Source organism: Macrococcus hajekii, assembly GCF_004359505.1.
Taxonomy (GTDB): Bacteria; Bacillota; Bacilli; order Staphylococcales; family Staphylococcaceae; genus Macrococcus; species Macrococcus hajekii.
Genome location: NZ_SCWE01000001.1, coordinates 541,542 through 567,744 on the forward strand (window position 1 = coordinate 541,542; position 26,203 = coordinate 567,744).

Sequence of the window (26,203 nt, forward strand, 5' to 3'; positions counted from 1 at the left end):
GTACTCTTGTCATAAGAGTACGAATCTTTTTATTTATCAAGAAAATCTTTGATCGCTTTTTTATTCATTTCTTTGTCAATATCGAGTACACTACCTACTCCGTATACATCCTGAAAAGAAAAACTATCTTTAACCGGTACGACAAGCGTCTGAATATCTTTATCTCCTCTAATAGCAAAAGAAGCCCCTGTTTTAAAGATTTCTCCATTTGACATGTTAGTATCGACATACCCTCTTGCGATACCTGCAAGTTTAGGTACTTTAGGCGCGGTAGACAATGAAATGACTTCATTCTGCAGTGCTTTAATTACTTGCTGCTGACGTCTGACACGACCGAAATCAGATTCCTCATCATTTCTGAAACGTGCATAACCAAGCAGTTCTTTACCTGATAGATTATGTTGCCCCTTCTTAAGTTCAACACCGATTTTTTCAGACATATCTTTTTCGACGTTAATCGGCACACCATTAGGCGATAATTCATCTACCATTTGTTCAAAGCCTTTGAAATCAATGATAGCATAATATTCAAGATCAATATCCAGATTCTTTTTTAAAGTCTGTCTCAGCAGTTCCGGACCACCGAGCGTATAAGCAGTGTTAATTTTATAATTCTGATAGCCAGGTACCTCAGCATATATATCTCGCATAATAGACATTAATTTCATTTTTTTATGAAGATAATCATACTGTGCGACCATGATAGAGTCTGTACGTGATGAACCATCCACCACGCGGTCCTGTCCGAGAATCAGTACATTCACTTTACCGTCTTTTTTTATAGGACCATCGAATTTGTAGGTTTGTTCTTTTTTGCCATGATCTCTGGCGAATTGAATGCCATTCTCATAGCTTGATTTAATCCAGAAAATAAGTAAAATGGACAAGACTATCAAACCTAAAATAACAAATGGTAATTTGCGTAATCTTCTTTTCTTCTTACTTTTATACGTAGTCATCTTAACCCTCTTCCGCTCTTCAGAAACGCTATTATTAACTTATCCAATCTAAAATCAAAATGCAAGTGAAATCAACAGATACAGCTAAATTAATAGCTATTCTTTAATATTCTCATCATGTTTGTCGTAAGTGCCTGAATCATCTGCGAGATAGTGATTATACCGCCCTTTAAACTTTTCAAAGAGATGTGAAACCACTACGCGAATGATGGCATATGCCGGTATAGCTAAAATAACACCTACAATACCTGCCAAGTTACCTGCACAGAGTAAAACGAAAATAATGGTTAGGGGATGAATCTGCATCGTTTTACCCATGATGTTCGGAGAGATGAAATGTCCTTCCAGAAATTGCACAGCAATCCAGACGACAGCAAGTTTAAGTAATGTAAACGGTGAATCTACAAGTGCGATAATAATGGCAGGACTGATGGCAATAGTGGGACCTAAATAAGGGACAACGCTTGTTACAGCTGCAATAGAAGCTAATATAAGGGCATATTCGAGACCGATAATGCTGTAACCAATATAAAGAAGAACACCAATGCATAAAGAAACAATGAGCTGGCCTTGAATATACGAACCGACTTGCACATCCATTTTTTCAAGTATGTCATGTGCATCCTGTCTGAATTTAGGTGGCATCAGACGAATGAAATATCTTCTGAATTTATCACCATCTTTAAGCAAGAAGAATAATACGAATGGAAACGTACCTATAACAATGGCAACACTCATCAAAGTATCCAGTATAGAACGGAATTTAGAAGGAAGATTGCTCAAATAATCTGTAGCCTGCTTCTGGATATTTGATAGATTCTCAGATAACCAGCGCTGTACATCTGCAATATAAGGTTCTAAAAATGAATTACGCGTAAAATCATCAAAAGCATCTGTCAGATGGCTGATATAGGACGGAAATTGATTAACAAAGTGTAAGGCCTGCTGCTGAATCAGTGGAATAACCAGTGTGATAATCCCTACTAATAGACCCACAATAATTAAAATAAGCAGAATAATCCCCCACAGACGCTTGATTCTAAATTTTTCAAGCAGATTAACGACAGGATTCAATAAATAAAAGAAGATGAAGCCGACAATAATAGGCCCACTGATCGTTTTCAGTATGATAATGAACGGGGAAAAAATAAATGAAACTTCATTAAAGACAAGAATTAAAATGCCGATTAAGATGGCAACAACAAGTGCAAAAATAATGGTTGTACCACCTAAAAATGCAACAATACGGTTATTTTTAAACATAACATCCTCCCTTTTCTTATTATATATTAAATTTATTAAATTATTTTAGTTTACATAATAAAGTTATAATAATTTAATAATTATATAAAAACTCCGGTTGCCCGGAGCTTTCATTTTACTTGATTTCCATTATTTTGTCGCCATGTTTAACGTGTCCATAACGTACATCAATCATTTGTTTATTATTTAAATTCGTAAATACAAGTGGTGTTATATCGCTTTTAGCATGTGCACGGATATAATCGAGGTCTACTCTAAGAAGCGGCTGTCCAATAATAATTTTATCACCTGGTTTTACTAATACTTCAAAACCTCGACCTTTTAAGCTAACTGTCTCAAGACCATAGTGTATCAGCATTTCAAGCCCTTCTTCAGACTCCAGACCAAGTGCATGTTTAGTTGGGAAATCCATTTTAACGACACCATCAAATGGCGCATATACTTCTCCACTCTCAGGAATAATAGCAACACCATCACCCATCATTTTGCCCGCAAAAACCTCATCAGGCACTTTTGTGATATCAGCCACTTCTCCGCTAATCGGTGCAAAGACTTCAGTTAATCCTGCACTGTTCTCTACCACTACTTCTTCTAGAGGTACAGTAGATTCTGCTTGAGCCGGACGTGATACTTCACCAGACATAATACGAGCCATATCATGCTTAATCTGATCAGATTTTGGACCAAAGATAGCCTGCATGTTGTTACCTACTTCAAGAACACCCGCTGCACCAAGTGCTTTTAATTCATTTTTATCAACTTTCGCTTTATCTTTTACTTCAACACGAAGACGTGTAATACAAGCATCTAAGTGTTTGATATTTTCTTTGCCACCCATTGCGTCAAGCACGTGGAATGGTAATTCACCCGCTTCTGAAGTTTTAGAAACAGTTTCTTCAACTTCACGTCCAGGTGTTTTTAAGTTGAACTTCTTAATCGCAAATGTAAATAAGAAATAATAGACAACAGCATAGACGAGACCGACCGGAATAACAAGTAGTGCATTCGTGCGATCCCAGTTCAATAATCCAAATAATGTGTAGTCAATGAAACCACCAGAAAATGTCATACCGATTTTAACATTCAGTAAATGCATCACAAGGAATGACGTACCTGCTAGTAATACATGAATACCATACAGAATAGGTGCAACAAATAAGAATGAGAATTCAAGCGGCTCTGTAATACCTGTAAGGAATGATGTTAAAGCAGCAGATAACATTAAACCGCCTACTACTTTTTTACGCTCAGGACGAGCTTGACGGTAAATTGCGAATGCCGCAGCCGGCAGACCAAACATCATAAATGGATATTTACCTGTTGTGAATGCACCGGCAGTAAATGGAATACCATCTTTCATCTGAGCCATCCAGATACTTTGGTCTCCTCGCACAATATTACCAGCTGCATTGGTGTACTGACCAAATTCAAACCAGAATGGTGCATAGAAGATATGATGCAGACCGAAAGGAATTAAAGCACGTTCAATAATACCGAAAATAAATGTAGTTAAAACAAGATTTTTATCTAATAAAAACTGTGAAAGTTCATTTAATCCACCTTGTATCGGTGGCCAGATGAGTGACAGAATAATCCCAGTGATAATAGCCATAACAGATGTTATGATCGGAACAAAACGTTTACCTGCGAAGAATCCAAGAAAGGCAGGTAGTGTAATATTATAAAACTTATTGTAGCACCAAGCAGCGACAGCCCCGATAATGATACCACCGAATACACCTGTCTGAAGTGTCGGGATACCTAAAATGAGAGCATGTGCAGGTTCTCTTGCAGACTGTCCGAGCACTTTTGCACCCTCAGCATAACTATAAATATTATCAATGGTGATATTCTTAATCTTACCCATTGTGGCATTCATAATCAGATAACCGACTAAAGCAGCAAGTCCCGCAACACCGTCTCCTCCCGCCAGTCCAAGTGCTGTACCGATTGCAAATAATAAAGGCAAGTTGTCAAATATAACTTGACCGGCAGATTCCATAATACCTGACAACATAACGAAGAATTCGGAATTTAACCACGGTGCAAATTGAACAAGCTGTTCATTGTGCATCGCATTACCGAATGCGAGTAAAATACCTGCTGCTGGCAGGATGGCTACTGGCAGCATTAATGCTTTACCGATACGCTGCAGTTGACCGAATAACGATTTAAACATAAAATAACCTCCTTGTAATATATTAAGCACATAAAAATGACGCAAAAAAGGCATGAGTTTAGACTGGTCCCTCTGTACCAGCCTTAAACTCATGCCTGCATAATCAGTTACACGTCTAAAGCTTCAGTATTGAATTGCTGTATATGCATAGTTAAATAGACAAGTTCTGATTCGTAAACAGGTTTATTTAACAATGTTTGCATCATTTTTACAATCTTAATAGCTACATTATAGCAGACAGGATAATGCGCTTTCAATAGGTTTTCCAAATTTCTTTGTTCAGGTGCTACGTCATTAGCCATAACACGTTGGACAGCAAAACTGATATGTCTGACAAATCGAGCATAAATGATAGAATTTTTATCTACTTCAATCTTCAGGTCATGCTCAATAATCTGTACAGCCTTAGCGACGACCTCTGTCATAAGATTCATATCATGGATGCTTTGTCTGCTGATCGATGAATGGATATGCAATGCAATAAATCCGACTTCTGATTCAGGCAGATAAACATTTAGTCGTTCGTTCAACATATTGACGGCAGTAGAAGCGACACTATATTCCCGCGGATAGAGTGCTTCCGTCTCGTTACTGAAAGGGTTTGAGATTAAAATATTGTCTTCCATTCTTTTAATGGCGAATATAATATGATCAGTCAGAGAAAGCAGCAGCGTATCACTCACCTCTTCTTCAATCATATCCTTGATTTTATCAACTACTTCGATCACAACTTTAATCACTTCATCGTCTGCTATATCCATCAGCGTCTTATAGCGCTGCTGATCCTGAAATGTTTTAAGTTCATATACTTTCTCCACACTATCTGTATCAATAATATCTCCGACCTTTTTATTGAATCCGATGCCTTTACCGACCAGTATGACTTCATCACCATGATAAGTCGCTACCAGCACATTATTATTCAATGACTTTTCAATAAAATAGTTCCCCATGTTTCACCTCGTCCTTAAGTCCCATGTCAGACTTTTTAATCAATGCTATAATATTTTTAAGCTTATATTTCAGTATATCGAATATAAGTCTAATTACAAAGGAGATGTTCTAAATGAAACGACCGATGAAATGGTTCATAGCAGCGTTGTCACTTGTACTGCTTATATCTTTATCAAAACCTACTTATGCAGTCACTGAAGAAGCATGGGAAGAAGCAGTAACCGTATACGGAGCAGCTCTTCAGTCCAATGCAGATATGCAGAATACGACAAAACAACTACTGGGCACTAAAGATAATGATAAAGTCGCTTATGTTAACGCTGCGGATCTAGGGAAGTATTTAAATCTTCAATCTTCAGATAATGTACTGAAATCAAGTATCCGCATTAAAAAGCTTGCTAAAGGTTCAGGTCTCACACTCAATATCGATGAATCAAAAGGTAAAATCACAAAAATTACTGAGGATACTTATAAAAATGCCTTACTGACAGCAGGTGTTACAGATGCAGATGTTAAAATCGCTGCTGCAGAAGATGTAACAGGCGAAAGTGCTCTTGCTGGCGTCTACAAAGCATTTGAAACTCAAGGTGAAGCTATCGACCAAGGACAGACACAGGCTGCCCAGAATGAACTAGATTCTATTACATCCATCACTGAAGAAAATCAGAACGTAGACGGCTTCTCACAAGAACAACTGAATAAAGCTATTGCAGAAGCTAAAGCAGAAATTGCAAAACAAGGTGGCAATTTATCAGTCACTGAAATTAAAAATGTTGTAGTTGAAAAGATCAATAATAACGGATTAAATAATGTACTCAATGACAATCAGATCAATATCATTGTTAATTTTATTAATAATGCCCAGCAGCAAGGTGTGTTCACTGGTGACAATGCAAACAAAATTATAGACAGTGCAACAGGTTATGTCAACGATATCAAAAACTCTGATACATTTAAGAATGCTGCTGATAAAGCGAAAGATGCTGGTAAAGAATTGAAGAACTCTCTTGATGAACAAGGTGTATGGGATAAATTTGTCGCTGCTATCCAATCCTTCTTCAATGCTATCGCTAATTTCTTTAAATCTATCTTCTCATAAAAAATAAGACGATGCTCAGGCATCGTCTTATTTTTTCAGTTCTTCATTTAAATGATAAGGATTTTCTCCCCATGTCTCTACTTCAGATAAATCTGCTTTCACATTTTTAGTTTTGAAGACTGGGTTAAGTCCTTTCTTACGTTGATCAGCATAGTCACGTGCAACTTCAAACACCACATGACCCAGACCAATAATGGCAGTAATATTCAGGATAGCCATCAGTCCCATAAAGAGGTCCGCTGTTGCCCATACAGTTTCTACTTTCACAACGGCACCAAAGAAGACCATAATCACTACTAACAATCTGAAGATAAACATTACAGCTTTATTCTGTGTAATATATTCGATGTTAGACTGACCATAATAATAGTTACCAATCACAGATGAGTAAGCAAAAAGGAATACCGCAACTGTCAGGAACATACCACCGAACGTACCTACATGGCTGTTCAAGGCTGCCTGAGTAACTGCAACACCTTGAGGTGCTTTATCGCCAAATTCAAGGCCTGTATAAAGTAAAATCATGATCGCTGTAGCTGTACATACAATCATCGTATCGAAGAAAACACCGAGTGATTGAATCAGACCCTGTTTCACAGGATGAGATACAGCAGCAGTTGCTGCAGCATTAGGGGCTGACCCCATCCCTGCTTCATTTGAGAATAATCCACGTTTAATTCCCTGCATAATAGTAAAACCAAGCGCACCTCCAAATGCCTGCTCCATACCAAATGCACCTTTAACGATAGAAATAATCATCGGGATAATCATATTCGCATGTGTAAGCAAGATGAACAGAATGAGCAGAATGTAGAGAATAGCCATGACAGGTACAATCGTTGCAGAGATTTTAGCGATTGAACGTACACCACCAAAGATAACAAGTGCTGTAATAACTGCAAGAATCAGCCCTGTGATCCAAGGTGCGATACTATACTGTGTATTAAAGCTCTCGGCAATAGTATTTGATTGAACTGTATTGAATACAAATGCAAAGGTCACAGTAATCAGAACAGCAAACGTTGTACCGAGCCACTTCTGTCCGAGTCCCTGCTCCATGTAGTAAGCAGGACCTCCACGGAAGCCGCCTTCTTTGTCAGGTACTTTGTAAACCTGAGCAAGTGTCGCTTCAAAGAACGCGGAAGCCGCACCGAAAAATGCGATGACCCACATCCAGAACACTGCACCTGGACCACCTAATACAATGGCAGTTGCAACACCCGCAATATTACCCGTGCCGACACGACTCGCAGCACTGATAGCAAATGCCTGGAATGAAGAAATCCCTTTCTCACCACTATCAAGTGTCTCAGGTTTCTCACCGATAACACGGAACATTTCCGGCAACCATCTTAATTGTATGAAGCGTGAGCTTAAACTGAAAAATAACCCTGCCAGTAATAATAGACCAATCAGAAACTGTGTCCAGATTAGATCATTACCTGTTGATACGATGGTCTTAAACCATTCAGGTATAAGTGCATCAAAATTAATATTGTTAAAATCCACTGTTTTTCCCCCTGTATAAAAATACGTGATGTACGTATTTTAACACATAATGTCTGAAATATACTTTCTTTTTTTAATCGATAATATGCATAGCGACGACTTTACCAAAACTATTTTCATCAACTGCAAAGCTGCCGTTCGTATATCGTTCAGTCAAACGGACTGACTTCACCGGATTAACGACGGCCTCGCCCTTATCTGATATCAGTTGATATTGATTTTCAGGCTGGACAATCCATGCATCAACGATACGATGAGGATTTGATTTTAATTCTTTGAGAAGTAACAGACCACGGTTAGCACGTTTACCAGGTTCAATATCCAGCTTCATCCGCTTGACTGCCCCTCGCTGTGTAGCAATCAGCAGTTCGCCCTCAGTAATAATACGCGTCGCAATCACTTCATCTTCTTTGAGATTAATGGACTTAACACCTGCTGCCTTAAGACCCATCTCGCTGACCTCATCTAATGCATAGACGAGTGAGTAACCATTTTTAGTAATGACAATGATAGGATGATCACCTGTCACTACTTCACTGGAAATCACTTTATCATCTGCTTTTAATTTCATGCCGACAATCGGACGAGTAAAACGACTGGTCTGATAATCACGCAGGGGTGTCTTTTTGATCATACCGTTCTGTGTCGCCGAAACGACATACTGTTCAGTGTCAAAAGTCGGAACAGCTGCCATGCCGATGACTGAATCCTGTTCTTTCAGTGGAACAATTTGAGAAATATGTGTTCCAAGTTCCTTCCACTTAATATCAGGCAGGTTGACGACAGGGATATATAAATAGTGACCTAAAGCGGTAAAAACAAGAAGAGTGTGCTGAAGATTAGTCTGCACATGACTGAGAAGCATATCTCCTTCTTTTACACCCACTTCCTGAGTTTCACTTGCACCGTAACTTCTGATAGATGTGCGTTTAACATAACCATCACGGGTCAAACTGACTATCACTTCTTCATTAGGTACTGTAATATCTTTTGAAATCTTGATTTCAGCCACTTTATCTTCAACTTGACTGAGGCGGTCTTCACCATATTCTTTTTGAACCTGCTTCAGCTCTTTTCTGATAACCTGTTTCAGCTTTTTAGGATCTGCAAGGATCGCAGCCAGTTCCTTGATTTTATTCGCCAGCTCATCATGTTCTTTTTCAAGCGCTACAATATCAGTATTCGTCAGACGATAGAGCTGTAACGTGACAATCGCTTCTGCCTGTTCCATCGTAAAATCAAATTGATCGACTAAATTCTGCTTTGCGTCCTGCTTATTATTAGAGTGACGAATCACTTCAATCACTTCATCAAGAATTGAAATAATCTTAATAAGACCTTCAACGATATGCATACGACGCTGTGCCTGCTGAAGCTGATAATCACTTCTCCGTGTCACTACATCATATTGGTGTCTGATATAGCTGTCCAGCATCTCACGTACACCTAGCAGCTTAGGTCGACGGTCACTGATAGCCACCATATTAAAGTTATAATTGATCTGCAGCTCCGTATTTTTGTATAAGAAGTTCAAGATACCTTCAGCATTGGCATCTTTCTTAAGTTCTATCGCGATTCTCAGACCTTGTCGGTCAGATTCGTCACGTACTTCAAGGATACCATCTACTTTTTTATCTGCTCGCAGTTCATCAATTCGTTTAACTAAGACACCTTTATTTACCTCATAAGGGATTTCCGAAACGATAATCTGGCTACGACCGCCACGTAGTTCCTCAGTCTCAACTTTACCGCGTACAACTATCTTACCTTTACCTGTCTCATATGCCTGTCTGATGCCTGCTTTCCCCTGGATAATGCCGCCTGTTGCAAAATCAGGTCCTGGCATGACCTGCATAATTCGCTCAATATCTACTTCAGGATTCTCCATGACGAGAAGAGTTGCATCAATGACTTCTTTCAAGTTATGCGTCGGAATATCCGTTGCATAACCTGCAGAGATACCTGTTGAACCGTTGACAAGCAGGTTCGGATATCGTGCTGGAAGTACGACTGGCTCCATGGCTGTGTCATCGAAATTCTGAACATAGTCCACTGTCTCATACTGAATATCTTTGAGAAGCAGGTCAGCAAGCTTCGACAGTTTTGCTTCTGTATAACGCATCGCTGCAGGAGGATCATTATCAATACTCCCGTTATTACCATGCATTTCAACAAGGACATGTCTTAACTTCCAGTTCTGGCTCATCCTTACCATGGCATCATAGACGGATGTATCACCATGCGGATGATAGTTACCGATGACATTTCCGACTGTCTTAGCACTCTTTCTGAAGTTCTTATCATATGTATTGCCTTCCTGATGCATAGCAAATAAAATACGACGTTGCACAGGCTTCAGGCCATCTCTGACATCCGGTATGGCACGGTCCTGAATAATATACTTACTATAGCGGGCAAAACGGTCTCCTACTACATCTTCAAGCGGCAGAATCTGAATCTGTTCAGCCATTATACTTCATCTCCTAACTCGACATCTTCAATAATTGAAATATCTTCATCCTCATTAAGAAGTTGAACCTCATCATTATCAAGAATACCGACATCTTCCTGCATACCAAATTCAACATGGCGCTCAATCCAGTCACGACGGGGTTCTACTCGGTCACCCATTAAAGTCGTCAGACGTTTAGCACTGCGTATTTCATCATCGATCTGAACGCGAATCAATGTCCGTGTCTCAGGATTCATCGTTGTCTCCCACAACTGATCCGGATTCATCTCACCAAGACCTTTATAGCGCTGCAGCATGAAACCTTTACCGACTTTTTTCTGTACTTCCATCAGTTCTTCGTCTGTCCAGGCATACTCGATGACTTCATTTTTCCCTTTACCTTTTGATACTTTATAGAGTGGCGGAAGTGCGATATAGATACGACCTGCTTCAAGCATCGGACGCATATAATTAAAGAAAAATGTAAGAAGTAAGACTTGAATATGGGCCCCGTCTGTATCTGCATCGGTCATAATGATGACTTTATTGTAATTGCTGTCTTTCAATGAGAAATCACTGCCGACACCCGCCCCGATTGTATGGATAATCGTATTGATTTCCTCATTTTTAAATATATCTTCAAGCTTTGCTTTCTCTGTATTGATGACTTTACCACGTAACGGCAGAATCGCCTGGAACTTACGGTCTCGACCTTGTTTTGCCGAACCGCCGGCAGAATCTCCCTCGACTAGATAAAGTTCATTTTTCTCTGTATTTTTACTTTGTGCAGGCGTCAGTTTTCCGGATAGCAGCGTATCTTTTCGTTTTTTCTTACCATTACGCGCTTCCTCACGTGCTTTACGTGCTGCTTCTCTCGCCTGTGATGCTTTAACTGCCTTCTTGACTAAGTTCTGGGATAGCTTACCATTCTCCTCCAGGAAATACGGCAGCTGTTCAGCAATCACGTTATCTACTGCACCTCTCGCCTCGCTCGTCCCAAGCTTGGACTTGGTCTGACCCTCAAACTGCAGCAGTTCCTCAGGAATCTTAACAGAGATAACAGCCGTCATCCCTTCACGAATATCATTACCGTCCAGGTTTTTATCTTTCTGCTTCAATTCTCCAATTTTGCGTGCATATTCATTAAAGGCACGTGTTACAGCCGTTTTCATCCCTGCTTCATGTGTACCGCCATCTTTTGTGCGTACATTGTTGACGAATGATAAGATGGTCTCACTATACTGATCGTTATACTGGAAAGCCACTTCCACTTCAATACTTGCGGACTCTCCTTTGAACATTGCAACATCATGCAATGTTTCTTTACCTTCATTGACAAATGCAACAAAGGCCTTTAATCCTTCTTCAAAATGGAAGACTTCCTTCGTTTCTTCTGCGTTTCGTTTATCAGTCAGCGTAATCTTAAGGTCTTTTAATAGAAAGGCTGACTCGCGTAATCTTTCAGCTAGTGTATCGTAGTTAAAATGAACCGTCTGCTTAAAAATAGAAGGATCCGGCATAAAAGTAACAGTTGTACCTGTCCGTCTTGTATTACCGATTTCTTCGAGTGTTGTGACAGGCTGTCCACCATTTTCAAAGCGCTGCTGGTGAATCTTGCCGTTATTATAAATCGTCACCTCAAGCCATGAACTCAGGGCATTAACGACTGATGCTCCTACCCCGTGAAGACCACCACTCGTTTTATAGCCACCTTGACCGAATTTACCACCGGCATGCAGCACCGTAAAGATGACTTCCGGTGTTGGTTTCCCCGTCTTATGAAGTCCCGTCGGCATCCCACGTCCATTATCCGCTATTGTCACACTGCCTTCCTTATTTAAGGTAACGTTAATCTCAGTACCATGTCCATTAAGTGCTTCATCAATTGAATTATCAAGAATTTCATAAACAAGATGATGTAATCCTCTGCCGTCAGTCGAACCAATATACATCCCTGGTCTTTTTCTGACAGCTTCTAAACCTTCCAGTACCTGTATTGATTCATCATTGTATTGATTATTTTGTACCAAATCGGTTCCTCCTACAAACATATGTTCGTTAAAAATTTATACAATCATTATTGTTCTATATTTCTTTTAAAAAATCAAGTTTTATTATTAGTTTACATAATTAAGTTATTTTAATTTTATATAGAAAGAAATTATTCTTTTTAAATAATGTCTACTCATGCGCTCTATGGTAAACTATTAGTACCTGCTGTTAAAAGGAGTGCTTGTATGTCTATCATCATGATGTTTGTTCTAGCTTATTTAATAGGAAGTATTTCTCCCGGACTTATTATCGGTAAAACTTTCTTCAATAAAGATATTAGAAATTATGGCAGTGGTAATCTAGGTGCCACCAATACGTTCAGAGTACTTGGGCGTCAGGCAGGCATCGTTGTCACGCTGCTCGATATGGCAAAAGGTGTTATCGGCGCCCTGCTCCCTATTCTTTTTCATAGCGATGTTCATGGTATACTTGTCGGCCTATTCGCTGTACTCGGCCATGTCTTTTCAATCTTCCTGAAATTTAAAGGCGGTAAAGCAGTGGCCACATCAGCTGGTGTTGTGCTGGCAGTCAATCCACTTCTTTTCATCATCACGGCTATCACATTTTTCAGCGTACTGTACGCTTATAAATATGTATCTCTTGCCAGCATCATTGCCAGTATCATTAATTTTATTGCAGCCATTGCATTCAGTGACTGGATAGTTACTGTCATCTCATTTGTTATCATGGTGATCGTTATCGTTAGACATCGCAGCAATATTAACCGTATAATGAACCACGAAGAACCTAAAATCAAATGGATGTGATATGATATGAAAATTAACATTGATGAACAAGCTCAGCAATGGTTCCACGAAGAACTTAATCCTGCCGACAATATGGCCATCAAATTCTATCCTCGGTACGGAGGTGATTTCCAGCTTAAACAGGGCTTTGGTATCGCCTTTACAGTAGAACCCCTGCCACGTGACAGCTACAATGAGACCGTCAATGGACTTACTTATTTTGTAGATGCTACTGATACATGGTATTTCGAAGATGATACTTTAAATGTCACTTTAAACAATGACGAAATCAGTTATTCAAATTAGCACCACGTCCTAATGGACGTGGTGCTTTTTATTGTTCATAAAGCGACATATATTTCTCATGCCAGTCAGGAAAATAGCGATCGAGTCTAATCGGTCTGTCCGATCCTTTTTTCAGTAAAACATGTGTGGAAGTGCCGTCTGCAGCAATTGAACCATCTTCCCTGATAATTTCATAGCCATACACTGTTCTTAATTTTGAATAGGATTCAATCCAGCTTTTAACAACCACTTTTTCGGGATAGGTGACTGAATGTCTATAATTTAAATTAATGTTCAGTACAGGAGAAATAACTCCCTCCTTTTCCATATCTGCATAGCTGAATCCTGCTTTTTGAATAAAATCCGTTCGTGCGACCTCACACCAGATGAGATAATTGGCATGATAGACGACTCCCATCTTATCTGTTTCTGCATATCTAACGACAATTTCAGTCTCAGTTGTATACATCTTCTCACTCCTCATCTGACATTATAACAAAAAAACAGGCTGCTGATGCAGCCTGTTCATTACGCTAGTTTGTTACGAAGCACCATCTGGAGAATACCGCCATGACGATAGTAATCAATCTCAACTTCTGAATCAAAGCGAGCAAGTGCATCAAATTCAACTTCAGAACCATCCTCTTTAATAGCTGTTACGTGAACGATATCACGTGGTCTGATAGCATCACTGATATCAATAGAAATGGATTCCTTTCCTGTCAGTCCCAGTGCCTCAGCTGATTCACCTTTCATAAACTGTAAAGGTAACACGCCCATCATGACAAGATTAGAGCGGTGAATACGCTCATAACTCTGAGCAATAACAGTTTTAACACCGAGCAGGTTTGTCCCTTTAGCAGCCCAGTCACGTGATGATCCCATACCGTAGTCATGACCAGCGAGGACCGCAAGCCCTGTACCATCCTGCTGGTATTTCATCGCTGCATCGAAGATCGGCATCACTTCACCAGTCGGCCAGTATGTTGTATAACCACCTTCAGTGCCTGGTGCGATCTGGTTCTTAATACGAATATTGGCAAACGTACCTCTCATCATGACTTCATGGTTACCTCGTCTAGAACCATATGAATTGAAGTCACGAATATCCACACCATGATTTCTTAAATACTGTCCTGCCGGAGTATCCTTACCGATAGCGCCTGCAGGTGAAATATGGTCTGTCGTCACTGAATCGCCGAATTTCCCCATCACACGCAGGTCATTAAGTGGCTGAATCGCACCCGGTTCCTTAGATAATCCCTGGAAGAATGTTGGATTCTGAATATAAGTGGAGTTAGGATCAAAGTCATATAATGGCTGATCTGTTGATTCAATCTTATTCCATAATTCATTTGATTCAAAGACCGACTCATATTCTTTACGGAAAAGCTCTGGTGTCACAACTGATTGCACAGCTGAGCTGACTTCATCGATAGATGGCCAAATATCTTTCAGGAAGACATCCTGTCCATCCTGTCCCTGACCTAGCGGATCATTCTGCAGGTCGATATCTACTGTACCCGCAAGCGCATAGGCGACAACGAGCTGTGGTGAGGCCAGATAATTAGCTTTAACAAGTGGGTGAATACGTCCTTCAAAGTTACGGTTACCTGATAAAACAGATGTAACAAGTAAGTCTTCTCTTGAAATCGCTTCTTCAATCTCTGGTAATAATGGTCCAGAGTTACCGATACAAGTCGTACAGCCATAACCGACTGTGTTAAAGCCAAGCTCATCAAGATAATTCTGCAAGCCACTCGCTTCAAGATAACCTGTCACGACTTTAGAGCCTGGTGCAAGAGATGTTTTCACAAACTCAGGAACCTTTAAGCCTTTTTCGACAGCCTTTTTAGCGACAAGCCCTGCTCCGAGCATCACATAAGGGTTAGATGTATTCGTACATGACGTAATTGCTGCAATAGCAATATCGCCTGTCTTCATTTTACTTTGTTGACCGTCAGCAAAATTAATGACTGCCTCTTTATCAAATTCATCTTTATCAAAGCCATGGCCCTGATTACCTGCTGGTGCCGTAACAGATTTGACGAATGCTTTCTGCATATCACTCAGTTTAATTAAATCCTGTGGTCTTTTTGGACCTGATAGTGACGCTTCAACAGAAGAGAGATCTAGTTTAACGATGTCCGTGTAAGTCGGTTCAGGCTGATCAACAGTAAAGAACATATTATTCTTCACTAAATATTCTTTTACAACCTGAATATGAGAATCATCACGACCAGTCAGTCTTAAGTATTGAAGTGCTTCTTCATCAACCGGGAAGAAACCACATGTTGCACCGTATTCAGGGGCCATATTAGCAATCGTTGCACGGTCTGCAAGCGGTAACTTCTCTACACCTGGACCGAAGAACTCGACAAACTTGCCGACAACACCTTTTTTACGAAGTTCCTGTGTCACGCGTAATGCAAGATCTGTTGCCGTCGTCCCTTCAGGTAATTGTCCAGTCAGCTTAACGCCCACTACTTCTGGAATCGGGAAATAAGACGGCTGTCCGAGCATACCCGCCTCTGCTTCAATACCACCGACGCCCCATCCAAGTACGCCGATACCATTAATCATAGTAGTATGTGAGTCCGTTCCTACGAGAGTATCTGGAAACGCTACTTGTTCACCGTCAATCTCACGAACATGCACAACATTTGCTAAATATTCCAGATTGACCTGGTGTACAATGCCGGTAGCTGGTGGCACAGCACGGTAGTTATCAAATGCCTTAGTCGCCCAGTTCAGAAACTGATAACGTTCCTTGTTACGTGCAAACTCAAGTTCAACATTGCGTTGTAATGCTGATTCGTTTCCGTATTGATCAACTTGTACAGAATGGTCGATAACGAGATCCACGGGCACTTCAGGATTAATCTTCGTGACGTCCCCTCCGACATCGTCCATTGCCTTACGAAGCGACGCTAAATCAACAACGGCAGGTACACCCGTGAAGTCCTGCAGAATAACGCGAGACGGCTTAAAAGGGACTTCTGCATTTGCATCATTCTTCTTACTCCATTTCACGAGATGCTTGATATGCTCTTCTGTGATGACACGGCCATCAAACTGGCGCAATACTGATTCCAGTAAAACACGGATTGAGTATGGCAGCTTCTTGATTTCCCCTAGCCCCAGTTCTTCCAGTGATTGAATACTGTAGAACGTATAAGACTTACCATTCAGTTCAAATGTCTGCTTTGAAGCTTGCTGAAGATTCGAATTCATATTAGTTCCCCCTATTGATCATTAAACTCTCTTTACATATTTATTTTAATCAATCTAAAGTGAGAAGTAAATATTATCAAAATTTAAATATCAAATATACAATCATAAGTTTTACTTATATAAAAAGTGTTCTCGCTATGAGAACACTTTAGTTTAACCAGTCAGTATATCCTGTTTAGGATAATGATAGTGCTGCTTCTTAGGTTTCGAGAAGGTAAAGACGATAGTCAGCACGCCTATTTTACCGATCATCATCATTAAAATAATCAGTAACTTACCCAGTAAAGAAAGCTTTGCTGTGATGCCCATCGTCAGTCCGACAGTACCGAAGGCAGATACCACCTCAAAAAAAAGAGAGAGAAAAGGTAATTCTGGTTCAACCTGCACAAGAAGAAATGTAATGATGAAAATAATGGCTGAACTGAGCACAACGATAGCAAAACTTCTCAGCAGAAATTTAAATTCAATAGCCCGGCGGAAAATATTGATTTCTTCCTGACCTTTGATATAGGACAATGTACCGAACAGTATCATGGCTGCCGTCGTCAGCTTAATACCTCCTGCCACTGAAGTGGAGCCCCCACCAATGAACATCAATAGCATCATCAATAGAAGTGAATCTGTGTTCATGGAGCCGATATCGATAGAATTAAAGCCTGCGGTGCGGGTCGTAATAGCCTGAAAGTATGCCATCTGAAACTGATCGAAGTAATGATGACCACCCAGTGTCTTCATGTTATTCATTTCAAGCAGAAAAATGAGGGCAGTAGCAACAGTATTGATAATCAATGTTCCTATCAGCATTATTTTAGTATGGACGCGCAGAGCCGTAAAAGTCTTCTTGTTATACAAGTCGATAAAGACCGTGAAGCCAAGACCACCTAATATAATAAGTGTAGTAACAATAAAATTGACGGCTGGATTCGTCTGATAGGACACCATATTATCGCTGTTCAGTGCAAATCCAGCATTATTAAAGGCACTGACAGATGTAAAGAGACTGCGGTAAAAACCTTCCAATAGACCATACTCCGGTACCCATTCTATTGAAAGTAAAAAGGTGCCTGCACCTTCAAACATAAGACTAATAAACAGCACAATTTTAACAAGCCTTAATATACCCCCAATACTTGTCTGATTGAGTGCTTCACTGATTAAAAACCGGTTCTTCAGACCTACTTTACGACCAATCAAAATAAAGATGACCATACCAAGCGTCACAATACCAAGTCCTCCAATTTGTATAAGTAACATAATGATGGTCAGACCGAAATAAGTATAGTCAGCTGTTATATCAATGGTAGAAAGTCCAGTTACGGTAAAAGCACTTGTGGCAATAAAGAAGTGATCAATCAAGGCAACAGGTGACTTCTGAGAGATGGGCAAACATAAGAGCAATGTCCCTATTAATAATGTGATAACAAAAGACAATAAGATAATAATATAAGGATTAAATTTTTTCTTTTTTATGGTCGTTTCCTCCTATTCATTTTCTATTATCATCTAATGAGCGAATTAATCAACAAAAAAAGACGAATCCAGCTGGATTCGTCGCGAATATACTATTCTTCTTTTCTGCGGAAACGTTTATGCGGTGTCAACGTTAATCCTAAATGCAATCGTTCTTTGTTCGCATCTTTATAGAAAGCGAACATCATACCTAATAATACGAATGAGAACGGGAATGCCACAATAATGGCCGCACTTTGTAATGCGTTAAGGCCACCTGCATAAATGAGTACAAGCGCAATAAGTGATTGTGCAAGACCCCAGATGACTTTAATTTTATTAGATGGATTCAATGAACCATGTGTTGACTGCATACCCAATACGAATGTTGCTGAGTCAGCAGATGTAACAAAGAATGTACAAATCAGTAAAAGTGCTAAGAGTGACAGTCCAATTCCCATAGGCATCTCATTGAAAATGGCAAATAATTGTGTTTCAACAACCATCTCACCAATTCCAGGGACCTTTTTAACTGTTTCAATCGCTGTTGTACCGAATACACTGAACCAGAAGAAGCTGAGTAGTGCTGGAACCAGTAATACGCCGAGTAAAAATTCACGTACTGTACGGCCTTTAGAGACACGAGCGATAAAGATACCCACAAATGGGCTCCAGCTCATCCACCAGCCCCAGTAGTAAATCGTCCAGCTGCTCATCCAATCTTTTTTCACTTCATTAAGAGGCGCAACGTCAAAACTCATATAAACAAAGTTTTCAAGAAGATTACCTACTGAAGTAGAGAACATATTCATAATCAGAATCGTCGGTCCGACGAATAATACTGCGAATAATAATAATCCTGCAAAGATAAGATTCAAGTTACTTAAATATTGAATCCCTTTTGATAGACCTGACCACGCGCTCATCAGGAAAAGAATTGTAACGATGATGACGATGATGACTTTGACCCAGAATGTATTCGGGATACCAAAAAGATAATGTAAACCACCATTGATCTGCTGAGCACCCATCCCAAGGGATACTGCAACCCCGACAACAGTTGCAAATACTGCAAGTACATCAATAATAGTTCCAATCATACCGTCAACGCGATTTCCGAGTATAGGACGTAACGTACGAGAAATCAGACCTGGTTCACCTTTACGGAACTGGAAGTATGCAAGTCCGAGCGCAACAATGCCGTAAATAGCCCATGCATGGAATCCCCAGTGGAAGAATGTTGAACGAAGAGCCTCACGGAATGCCTCATCAGTTTCTGGTTTTGCAGTCGGTGGCGCAAGGTAATGACTCAGTGGCTCTGAAGCACCCCAGAATACAAGACCAATCCCCATCCCTGCACTGAACAACATCGCAAACCATGACACTGTACTGAATTCAGGTTTATCACCCGGCTTACCCAGTGTCAGTTTACCGATAGGACTCAAGATAAGAAACACACAGAATAGTACCATGAAAGTTGAAATCATCACATAGTACCAGCCGAACTTTTCAGTGATAAATTGATTGATATTGCCTGTCACTGTTTCGAACTGCTCAGGTAGCACTGCCCCAATCAGCACAGTAACGGCAACAAGTGCAAGTGCGATATAAAATACTTTTGTTACTTTTGCTTTTGGCATATAAAATCTCCTTTCATTATTTAAAACACAACTCATCATAACGTAAATGGTGTAAAGTATCAACCTCCCCGGATTTTAGAGCAAATGTAATAAATGACTCAAAAGGTATTTTAATTTACAAAAAAAACGTGTACACTAGTTAAATCAGGAGGTGACTATACATGTCATTATTAAAAGAATTTAAAGAATTTGCTATTAAAGGGAACGTACTTGAATTAGCTGTTGCCGTTGTTATCGGTGCTGCATTCAGTAAAATTGTTTCAGCATTAGTTGACAACATCATCATGCCAATCATCGCACTTGTTTTCGGTGGTAAAACGGACTTTGCAAAAGACTGGGCTTATATGGGTATTAAATACGGTGTCTTCATTCAATCAATTATCGATTTCTTAATCATTGCCGCTTCTATCTTCCTGTTCGTCAAAGTACTGAACAAGTTGACACGCGCGCAGCCTAAAGAAGAAACAGTCGAAGAAAACACAGTACTTCTTACTGAAATCCGTGACTTACTTCGCAATAAAAATATTTAACAAAAAATACCGCCTGCACATCAAGTGCAGCGCGGTATTATTTTTTGTATGGACCTTCTTTGATCATCGTCTTAACATCTTCAACAATCTCCGCTTTCGGAAATTTCTGATCTCCTGTATCTTTACCGATGTAATCCTTGATAACTGTGCCGTTCTGATCAATCAGATAGAACGAAGTACCATGAGTAGCTTGATCATTACCTGCTGTAGGCGGTACTGCAATCGTCTTGAAATTCTCTTCACCGAACTGACGGATAAATTTTTCGTCATAGTTAGTGACAAGTTTCCAATGATCAGTTTTCGCACCATACTGCTCTGAATAAGCTTTTAATTTTGCAGGTGTATCATGCTTAGGATCAACGCTGAAACTGATAATACCGTAGTCCTTAACTCCTTCTTTTTCAAGCTGGTCGACAACTTGTGTCATATTGAATGTCATCGGCGGACATACTGTCTCACAGTTCGTAAAAATAAAATCTGCTAACCAGACTTTACCTTTCATATCTTTAGAAGAGAACACCTTTCCTTCTTCATCTGTTGCTTTGAATTCAGTCAGCTGGTTGCCATAGCTTGGCTTTGGTTCCAGTCTTGAATTACTGCACGCGCTCAAAATAAAGATAATACTCAGTAACATAAATAACTTTTTCATAGCTGACCTCCTAATAGATATAGTTAATATACCATAGTGAAAAATCGATATATGCCTTAATTTATGACTAAAGTTCAACATTTATTTAACTGAAAAATGTGTGGTGCTCAAATAACCGCTGCTTTCGACATGTAAAATAGCTGGAATTCTATCTTTTAACATCGCGACGTGAGAAATCAAGCCGACCATTTTACCGCTTCGCTCAAGTTCAACTAAACATTCAATAGCAGTCTCCAGTGTCTCATTATCAAGAGTACCAAATCCTTCATCGATAAAGACTGATTCCAGACTGATGCCCCCTGACAGCTGTGTCACATAATCACTTAAACCGAGTGCCAGTGAAAGTGAAGCAAGGAACGTTTCGCCACCTGATAATGTCGTTATATCTCGAACTTGATTGGAATAATGATCAAAAATTTCGATATCCAGCCCGCTGTACCCTTGAGATTTAGTCTGTTTTCTTCTGAACTGATAACGATGATGAGTCATATCACTCAATCTTAGATTAGACAGCTTCAATGTCTGATCCAGATAATAAGCAAGGACATAGTTTTCAAGCGTCAAGTGATGCTGATTTTTCCCGCCCAGTAAACGTGAGAGATCAAGCAGCTCTTTTTGTGAGTCCACTTGCGCCAAGTAATCCTCATAAAGAGCAGAAATCTGGTTAAGCAACTGCTGGTTATCCTCACATCTGATTTTAAGTGTGGTTTCCTTCTCCTGTTTGTCATTAAGATTTTGTTTTAATTGTACAAGCTGTTCTTCAAGCACAGCCGTCTTCATTAAGTCACGACCCGCTATATTACTTTTAAGAGAGTCAAGTTTCACTTCCACGCCATGCACAGACTGCTTATAAATTTCAATTTCTTTCTGAAGTGTTTCACTTCGCATGCCATCAATTTCATCAGCCAGATCATCTGCTGTCAGATGATACTTCTGCAGTTCATCGCTCAGTTTCTTCTCAGTCACTTCTGCTTCTGCTTTCTCATCTGATATCAAATCATGCAGTCTTGACCTCTCACTCTGCTTGACCTTCAGACCATTCTCTTCTTGATTGATCTGTCTTTCCAGCTCAGATACTTGTTTTTGATACGCGTTGATTTGCTGCTCACGTTGTTCAAATGACTGTTCAAAGTCGTTAAATGTTTGAAAACCAGTATCCAGAACAAATTTTTTCCATCTGTCTTCAAGATAAAGAACTTCCCGTTCTGACTGCTGAACTGCAGCCTTCAGTTCAGCATATGATTTCTGACTGGTCAGTGCAGCCTGATACTCTTTTTCAAATGCTGCTGTTGATTCGTCTACTCCTCTTTGAGTCTCTTTCAACTTATCGATATCATTCTGCAGCTGCTGTAATTTTTCTTTGTCGTCACTTACATCGATTAATGTCATATGCTGCAGCTGTTCAATCAGACTTTCAAGTCGGATTTTTTTACGAAGCTGTTCTTTATATTGCTGCTGTTCCTTTAAGGCTTCCGCTTCATCCTGAGCATCTGGCAGTGTGTGTATGAGCTGTTGACAGACAGGACATTGATCACCTACGTGGACGTGCTGTCTCACTACAAATACTTCTGCAGCATATGATGCACGGTCATCAATAGTTATAGTTTTGAGCTCTTCCTCATATTGATGACGTTCAGCCACTTTTTCATTATGCTGTTCTTTATTTTTAATGTCAGACTGCACAGTTGAATACTGGAGCTGAAGATTCTGAAGCGTTTCAGACAGCTGCTGTCTCTGTTTATGAGATTGCTGCAGCTGTTCATATAATTCTTCACTTGAAGAGACTTGACTCGCTGCCAAATTGGCTGTTAATTCCGTGCAGCTGTTCTTTTCAGTATTTAGTTTTTCTTTAAGGTGCCGCCAGTCGTCATCGTTTATATAATGTCTGAGATTATCACGAGCCGTTATAGCTTGACAGATAGCTTCATCCTGTACTTTAAGCTGACTGAGTGTCTCTTTATGCTGTTCCAACTGTGCAGACTGCTCAGCTGATTGATGAGTCAGACTATCCAGTTCAGCTGTCCAGTCAGTTGATTTTTGTTTGAGTTTTATCAGCTGGTTATTCATCTCTGCCAGCCGTTCCAACACTTGATATTTAAGCAGCTGTTCTTTCTTCTGATTGATGACTTTCTCCTGTGCTTTCAGTTCGTCTCTTTCTTGTTCAAGCTGTGCAGCTTCTTTATACCAGTCTTCTAACTGACGAGCTGTTTCCACATTGACCTGCTGTTCCTTCTCTTTTGTTCTGAGCGCTGTTAAATCAGAAGATAAGTGACTAAGTTCAGCCAGCAGGTTAATTTGTTCGTTTTTATAATGTGAGAGTTGCAGTTCTATTGAACCAGTGACATCAGCGTCAATTTTCAACTGTTCCAGGTGCATATATATCTGGTTTTCCATCTTCTGCACCGTTGCATCCAGTTCTTTAGTTTCTGCTGTTAACTTCTCCTCAAGCTGCCTGAAGCGGTCTGTGCTGAACAATGTTCTGAGTACAGGCTGTTTCTGACTGCTCGAAGAGACGAGAAAACGCTTGAATTCGCCTTGCGGGAGTATCAGAATCTGTCTGAATTGATTGGCATCAACTTTCATAATATCAAGCACTGCCTGCTTTCCCTCTGATGGTCTTGCGGCAAGGAGCTTGTCATCTGACGTGATATCTTTTAGCTGAAACTTCGTATCAGTTAAGTTTTTATTGCCCGGCTTCTTATAAGGGAGCTGTCGTTCTGCTACATAAGTCGCGCCTCTCACCTTGAAGGTAAAAGTCACACTTGAAACCTCATCACTTGCTGCAAATTGACTGCGAAGCGCATTTTTATCTCGGTCTTTCGTAGAAGCTTCGCCGTATAGTGCATACGTCATCGCATCAAATAAAATGGTTTTTCCTGAGCCTGTCCGACCGCTGATGAGAAACAGCTGCTGCTGATTCAGTTCATCAAAATGAATGGTTTCATTAATGAAAGGGCCAAAGTTTTTAAGTTCTAGTTTAATAGGTCTCATGCTGCACCTCCTTCAACAAACGTGCGATAATCTGTTGCTGATTATGAGTTAAGGGTTCATCTGTCATATTCATCGCAAACTGTTCAATAATTTCTATATCTGAGCGTTCATCAACTTCCACTTTTATTTCTTTATCAGCTTTACTATCTTCTGCATATCTCAGTTCTAATAAATTGGGATAAACCGCCTTAAGTCGCGTCATCGGATCCTTAATATGCCGCATATTATGCAATATAAACTGATAGTAATGTTCAGATTCAATCGACTGGTGGTTGTCGATCATCGCTGCGTAATCTCCTTCAATGACTTGCAGATCTCTAAGAGGCTTGAGGGGCATGAAAATACTTTTTACCCCCTCATCTATCGTGACCAGGCGATAGCCTTTTGGCTGTGAGGCTTCAGAAAAGGAATACTTCAGCAGACTGCCACTATAAAAAATGGTATCAGATTGTATAGCAAAAGGATGATGTAAATGACCTAGTGCGACGTAATCAAATCCCTTAAAAACAGATTGGGGCACAAATTCGACAGCACCCATTGACAAAGGTCTCTCGGAATCGCTTTCCTGTCCTCCCTGGATGAACAGATGGCTGACGATAACAGATTTTCGTCCACTATTTTTCTGAGCATTTATCTCTTCCACTATTTTTTCGTAACTTTCTTTATGCGTCTGAATGGTGTCATCATTAAAATAAATTTTGGCCTCAGCAGGTTCAATATAAGGCAACAGATAAAAGTCAATTTCTTTCAGAGTGACCGGCTTAAAACAATCTTCAATAGCGGTACTTAAATAAAACTGATGCGTTCTGAACCACTCTTTACCATAGCCCAGACGACTGGCGCCGTCATGATTGCCACTGACAGCAAGTACAGGCAGTTTTCTTTCGATATTGAGTTGATGGATAAAACTCTCAAAAAGTTGGACCGCTTCCTTCGACGGTAATGTGCGGTCGTAAATATCACCCGCTATGATGACTAATTCAATCTGCTGATGGTCTACTTCCTTAATCAGCTGATCGAGCATATATGATTGATCAGCAAGTAGCGGATGCTGATTAATTGTTCGTCCGATATGTAAATCTGCAATATGCATAATTTTCATTTTTTCACCTCAAAAACATTATAACAAAAAACATGACCTGCTAAGGTCATGTCAAAAAGGTAGATGAAGATCATACTAATCTTTCTTCAGAATAATGCTTTCAACTCGGTCTACAATCTTAGCACTTTTAATAGCAACGGGACGTCCTGCAGGTGTTTCAAAATATTGTCTGTCGATAATGGTCTGCATCACGTTCTCCACAGTCTGTGCAGTAATTTCTTCTTTAGGATTGGCAATTGAGAACTGATAATTCTTACCGAAATCAGTTGCAAATGTCATTTGTAATGTTTTCATCGCATAGGCCTCCTTTCTTAGCATTTTTCATCATTACTTCACTAACTTCAGTTCAGTCAGTTCAGCACTGATGTAATCTTCGCCTGTCAGTTCACTAATTAAGCCTTTAAGTTCAAGTGCCTGTGCATCAGTCAGATCAAGTCTGACCTGACTGAAACGACGTGTTTTCTTAGTTTCTTTTCCTTTGTCATCCACTGCTGCAACGAATGTCAGATTAAGTGTCAGTTCCTTTAACATATCCTCACCTCCTTTCACTCTATATATCGATAGAAGGAAAGCGATTAGACACAAGCCGTTTTATTTTTTATAATGATGAGGAGGTGAATGGATTGAACGATATGTTTATGTACTTTATTTTTATCTGGACCGTTATTTTCATCGGTTTACTGGCAATCGGAGGGTTTTTTATGTTCAGAAAGTTTCTGAAGCGGATGCCGAAAGAGGATGGTCGCAGTGAACTTGACTGGCAGGATTACTATATTAACGAGGCACTACCACTTTGGCAGCAGGATAGTCGTGATCTATTGAATGAACTAGTATCGCCGGTGCCTGAGTTATTCAGAGATGTAGCGAAAGAACGAATTGCAGGACGTATCTCTAAAATCGCGCTCGATGAAAAAGCGGATAAAATTGAACTTGATCATATGATGCGGGGTTATATTATTGCAACACCTAAACGGGATCACGGATTTATGAAGAAAAAACTCAATGAACTGAATATTGACTACACACCCTATATAAAATATTTTGAATATGCGGATGATGAGAAGAAGAAGTTTTCAATCTTTGACCATAGTGAAGTTGCAAAAAAATAAG

The 26,203-nt window shown here is 39.9% G+C and carries 21 protein-coding genes; 5 read left to right on the forward strand and 16 right to left on the reverse strand.

Translation table 11 applies throughout. The features are described 5' to 3' along the window. Positions 1-29 precede the first annotated feature (29 nt). The 4 genes from ERX37_RS03000 to glcT form a co-directional block, all read right to left on the reverse strand. The gene (locus tag ERX37_RS03000) at positions 30-959 is read right to left on the reverse strand and encodes an LCP family protein (protein WP_133429154.1); all 930 of its coding nucleotides are present in this window, start codon (positions 957-959) and stop codon (positions 30-32) included. 96 nt (positions 960-1,055) lie between these two features. Continuing rightward, positions 1,056-2,222: an AI-2E family transporter gene (locus tag ERX37_RS03005; protein ID WP_133429155.1), complete on the reverse strand. Its 1,167-nt coding sequence runs from the start codon at positions 2,220-2,222 to the stop codon at positions 1,056-1,058. A gap of 115 nt (positions 2,223-2,337) precedes the next feature. Next, positions 2,338-4,401 (reverse strand): glucose-specific PTS transporter subunit IIBC, encoded by a 2,064-nt coding sequence (gene ptsG / locus ERX37_RS03010; protein WP_133429156.1) that lies wholly within the window; start codon positions 4,399-4,401, stop codon positions 2,338-2,340. Positions 4,402-4,508: 107 nt separating this feature from the next. Continuing rightward, positions 4,509-5,354, reverse strand: a complete 846-nt coding sequence (glcT, locus tag ERX37_RS03015) for a glucose PTS transporter transcription antiterminator GlcT (protein WP_133429157.1) — start codon at positions 5,352-5,354, stop codon at positions 4,509-4,511. Positions 5,355-5,467: 113 nt separating this feature from the next. On the opposite strand from glcT, the gene ERX37_RS03020 reads away from it, so the two are divergent. Next, entirely contained in the window at positions 5,468-6,454 is a 987-nt protein-coding gene (locus ERX37_RS03020) for a DUF1002 domain-containing protein (protein ID WP_133429158.1), read from the forward strand. 27 nt (positions 6,455-6,481) lie between these two features. Here the strand turns inward: ERX37_RS03020 and alsT are convergent, their stop codons facing one another. From alsT to parE, 3 genes are all read right to left on the reverse strand, one after another. Beyond that, positions 6,482-7,963: a glutamine transporter AlsT gene (gene alsT / locus ERX37_RS03025; protein ID WP_133429159.1), complete on the reverse strand. Its 1,482-nt coding sequence runs from the start codon at positions 7,961-7,963 to the stop codon at positions 6,482-6,484. A 73-nt stretch (positions 7,964-8,036) separates the two neighbouring features. Next, on the reverse strand, positions 8,037-10,433 hold the full coding sequence (gene parC, locus ERX37_RS03030) for a DNA topoisomerase IV subunit A (RefSeq protein ID WP_133429160.1): 2,397 nt from the start codon (positions 10,431-10,433) through the stop codon (positions 8,037-8,039). Beyond that, positions 10,433-12,445 (reverse strand): DNA topoisomerase IV subunit B, encoded by a 2,013-nt coding sequence (gene parE / locus ERX37_RS03035; protein ID WP_165981956.1) that lies wholly within the window; start codon positions 12,443-12,445, stop codon positions 10,433-10,435. The genes parC and parE overlap by 1 nt, the downstream gene beginning before the upstream one ends. Before the next feature lie 207 nt (positions 12,446-12,652). Between parE and plsY the strand changes: the two genes are divergently transcribed. Together plsY and ERX37_RS03045 are read left to right on the forward strand one after the other, a co-directional pair. Continuing rightward, positions 12,653-13,234: a glycerol-3-phosphate 1-O-acyltransferase PlsY gene (plsY, locus tag ERX37_RS03040; RefSeq protein ID WP_133429162.1), complete on the forward strand. Its 582-nt coding sequence runs from the start codon at positions 12,653-12,655 to the stop codon at positions 13,232-13,234. Positions 13,235-13,240: 6 nt separating this feature from the next. Next, positions 13,241-13,519, forward strand: a complete 279-nt coding sequence (locus ERX37_RS03045) for a HesB/YadR/YfhF family protein (protein ID WP_133429163.1) — start codon at positions 13,241-13,243, stop codon at positions 13,517-13,519. A gap of 28 nt (positions 13,520-13,547) precedes the next feature. Here ERX37_RS03045 and ERX37_RS03050 read toward each other — a convergent pair whose 3' ends face one another. The 4 genes from ERX37_RS03050 to ERX37_RS03065 all read right to left on the reverse strand — a co-directional run bounded on the left by ERX37_RS03050 (position 13,548) and on the right by ERX37_RS03065 (position 19,821). Continuing rightward, on the reverse strand, positions 13,548-13,967 hold the full coding sequence (locus tag ERX37_RS03050) for an acyl-CoA thioesterase (RefSeq protein ID WP_133429164.1): 420 nt from the start codon (positions 13,965-13,967) through the stop codon (positions 13,548-13,550). Positions 13,968-14,026: 59 nt separating this feature from the next. After that, the gene (gene acnA, locus ERX37_RS03055) at positions 14,027-16,732 is read right to left on the reverse strand and encodes an aconitate hydratase AcnA (protein WP_133429165.1); all 2,706 of its coding nucleotides are present in this window, start codon (positions 16,730-16,732) and stop codon (positions 14,027-14,029) included. A gap of 153 nt (positions 16,733-16,885) precedes the next feature. Then, the gene (locus ERX37_RS03060; RefSeq protein WP_133429166.1) at positions 16,886-18,202 is read right to left on the reverse strand and encodes a TrkH family potassium uptake protein; all 1,317 of its coding nucleotides are present in this window, start codon (positions 18,200-18,202) and stop codon (positions 16,886-16,888) included. A gap of 92 nt (positions 18,203-18,294) precedes the next feature. After that, complete coding sequence (locus ERX37_RS03065; RefSeq protein ID WP_133429167.1) at positions 18,295-19,821, reverse strand: glycine betaine uptake BCCT transporter; 1,527 nt, start codon at positions 19,819-19,821, stop codon at positions 18,295-18,297. A 161-nt stretch (positions 19,822-19,982) separates the two neighbouring features. Here ERX37_RS03065 and mscL point away from each other — a divergent pair, with 161 nt between their 5' ends. After that, positions 19,983-20,351: a large conductance mechanosensitive channel protein MscL gene (gene mscL / locus ERX37_RS03070; RefSeq protein ID WP_133429168.1), complete on the forward strand. Its 369-nt coding sequence runs from the start codon at positions 19,983-19,985 to the stop codon at positions 20,349-20,351. A 37-nt stretch (positions 20,352-20,388) separates the two neighbouring features. On the opposite strand, the gene ERX37_RS03075 is transcribed toward mscL, so the two are convergent. From ERX37_RS03075 to ERX37_RS03095, 5 genes are all read right to left on the reverse strand, one after another. Beyond that, a complete protein-coding gene (locus tag ERX37_RS03075; protein WP_133429169.1) occupies positions 20,389-21,000 on the reverse strand; it encodes an SCO family protein in 612 nt (203 codons plus the stop codon). A gap of 81 nt (positions 21,001-21,081) precedes the next feature. Further along, positions 21,082-23,991 carry an AAA family ATPase gene (locus ERX37_RS03080; protein ID WP_133429170.1) on the reverse strand — a complete coding sequence of 970 codons (2,910 nt, stop codon included), beginning with the start codon at positions 23,989-23,991 and terminating at the stop codon, positions 21,082-21,084. Next, entirely contained in the window at positions 23,978-25,093 is a 1,116-nt protein-coding gene (locus ERX37_RS03085) for an exonuclease SbcCD subunit D (RefSeq protein WP_133429171.1), read from the reverse strand. The genes ERX37_RS03080 and ERX37_RS03085 overlap by 14 nt, the downstream gene beginning before the upstream one ends. A 75-nt stretch (positions 25,094-25,168) precedes the next feature. Further along, positions 25,169-25,387, reverse strand: a complete 219-nt coding sequence (locus ERX37_RS03090; protein ID WP_165981957.1) for a DUF2922 domain-containing protein — start codon at positions 25,385-25,387, stop codon at positions 25,169-25,171. Between the two features lie 33 nt (positions 25,388-25,420). After that, on the reverse strand, positions 25,421-25,624 hold the full coding sequence (locus ERX37_RS03095) for a DUF1659 domain-containing protein (RefSeq protein WP_133429173.1): 204 nt from the start codon (positions 25,622-25,624) through the stop codon (positions 25,421-25,423). 101 nt (positions 25,625-25,725) lie between these two features. Between ERX37_RS03095 and ERX37_RS03100 the strand changes: the two genes are divergently transcribed. Further along, a complete protein-coding gene (locus tag ERX37_RS03100; RefSeq protein ID WP_229713175.1) occupies positions 25,726-26,202 on the forward strand; it encodes a DUF2621 family protein in 477 nt (158 codons plus the stop codon). Position 26,203 lies beyond the last annotated feature (1 nt).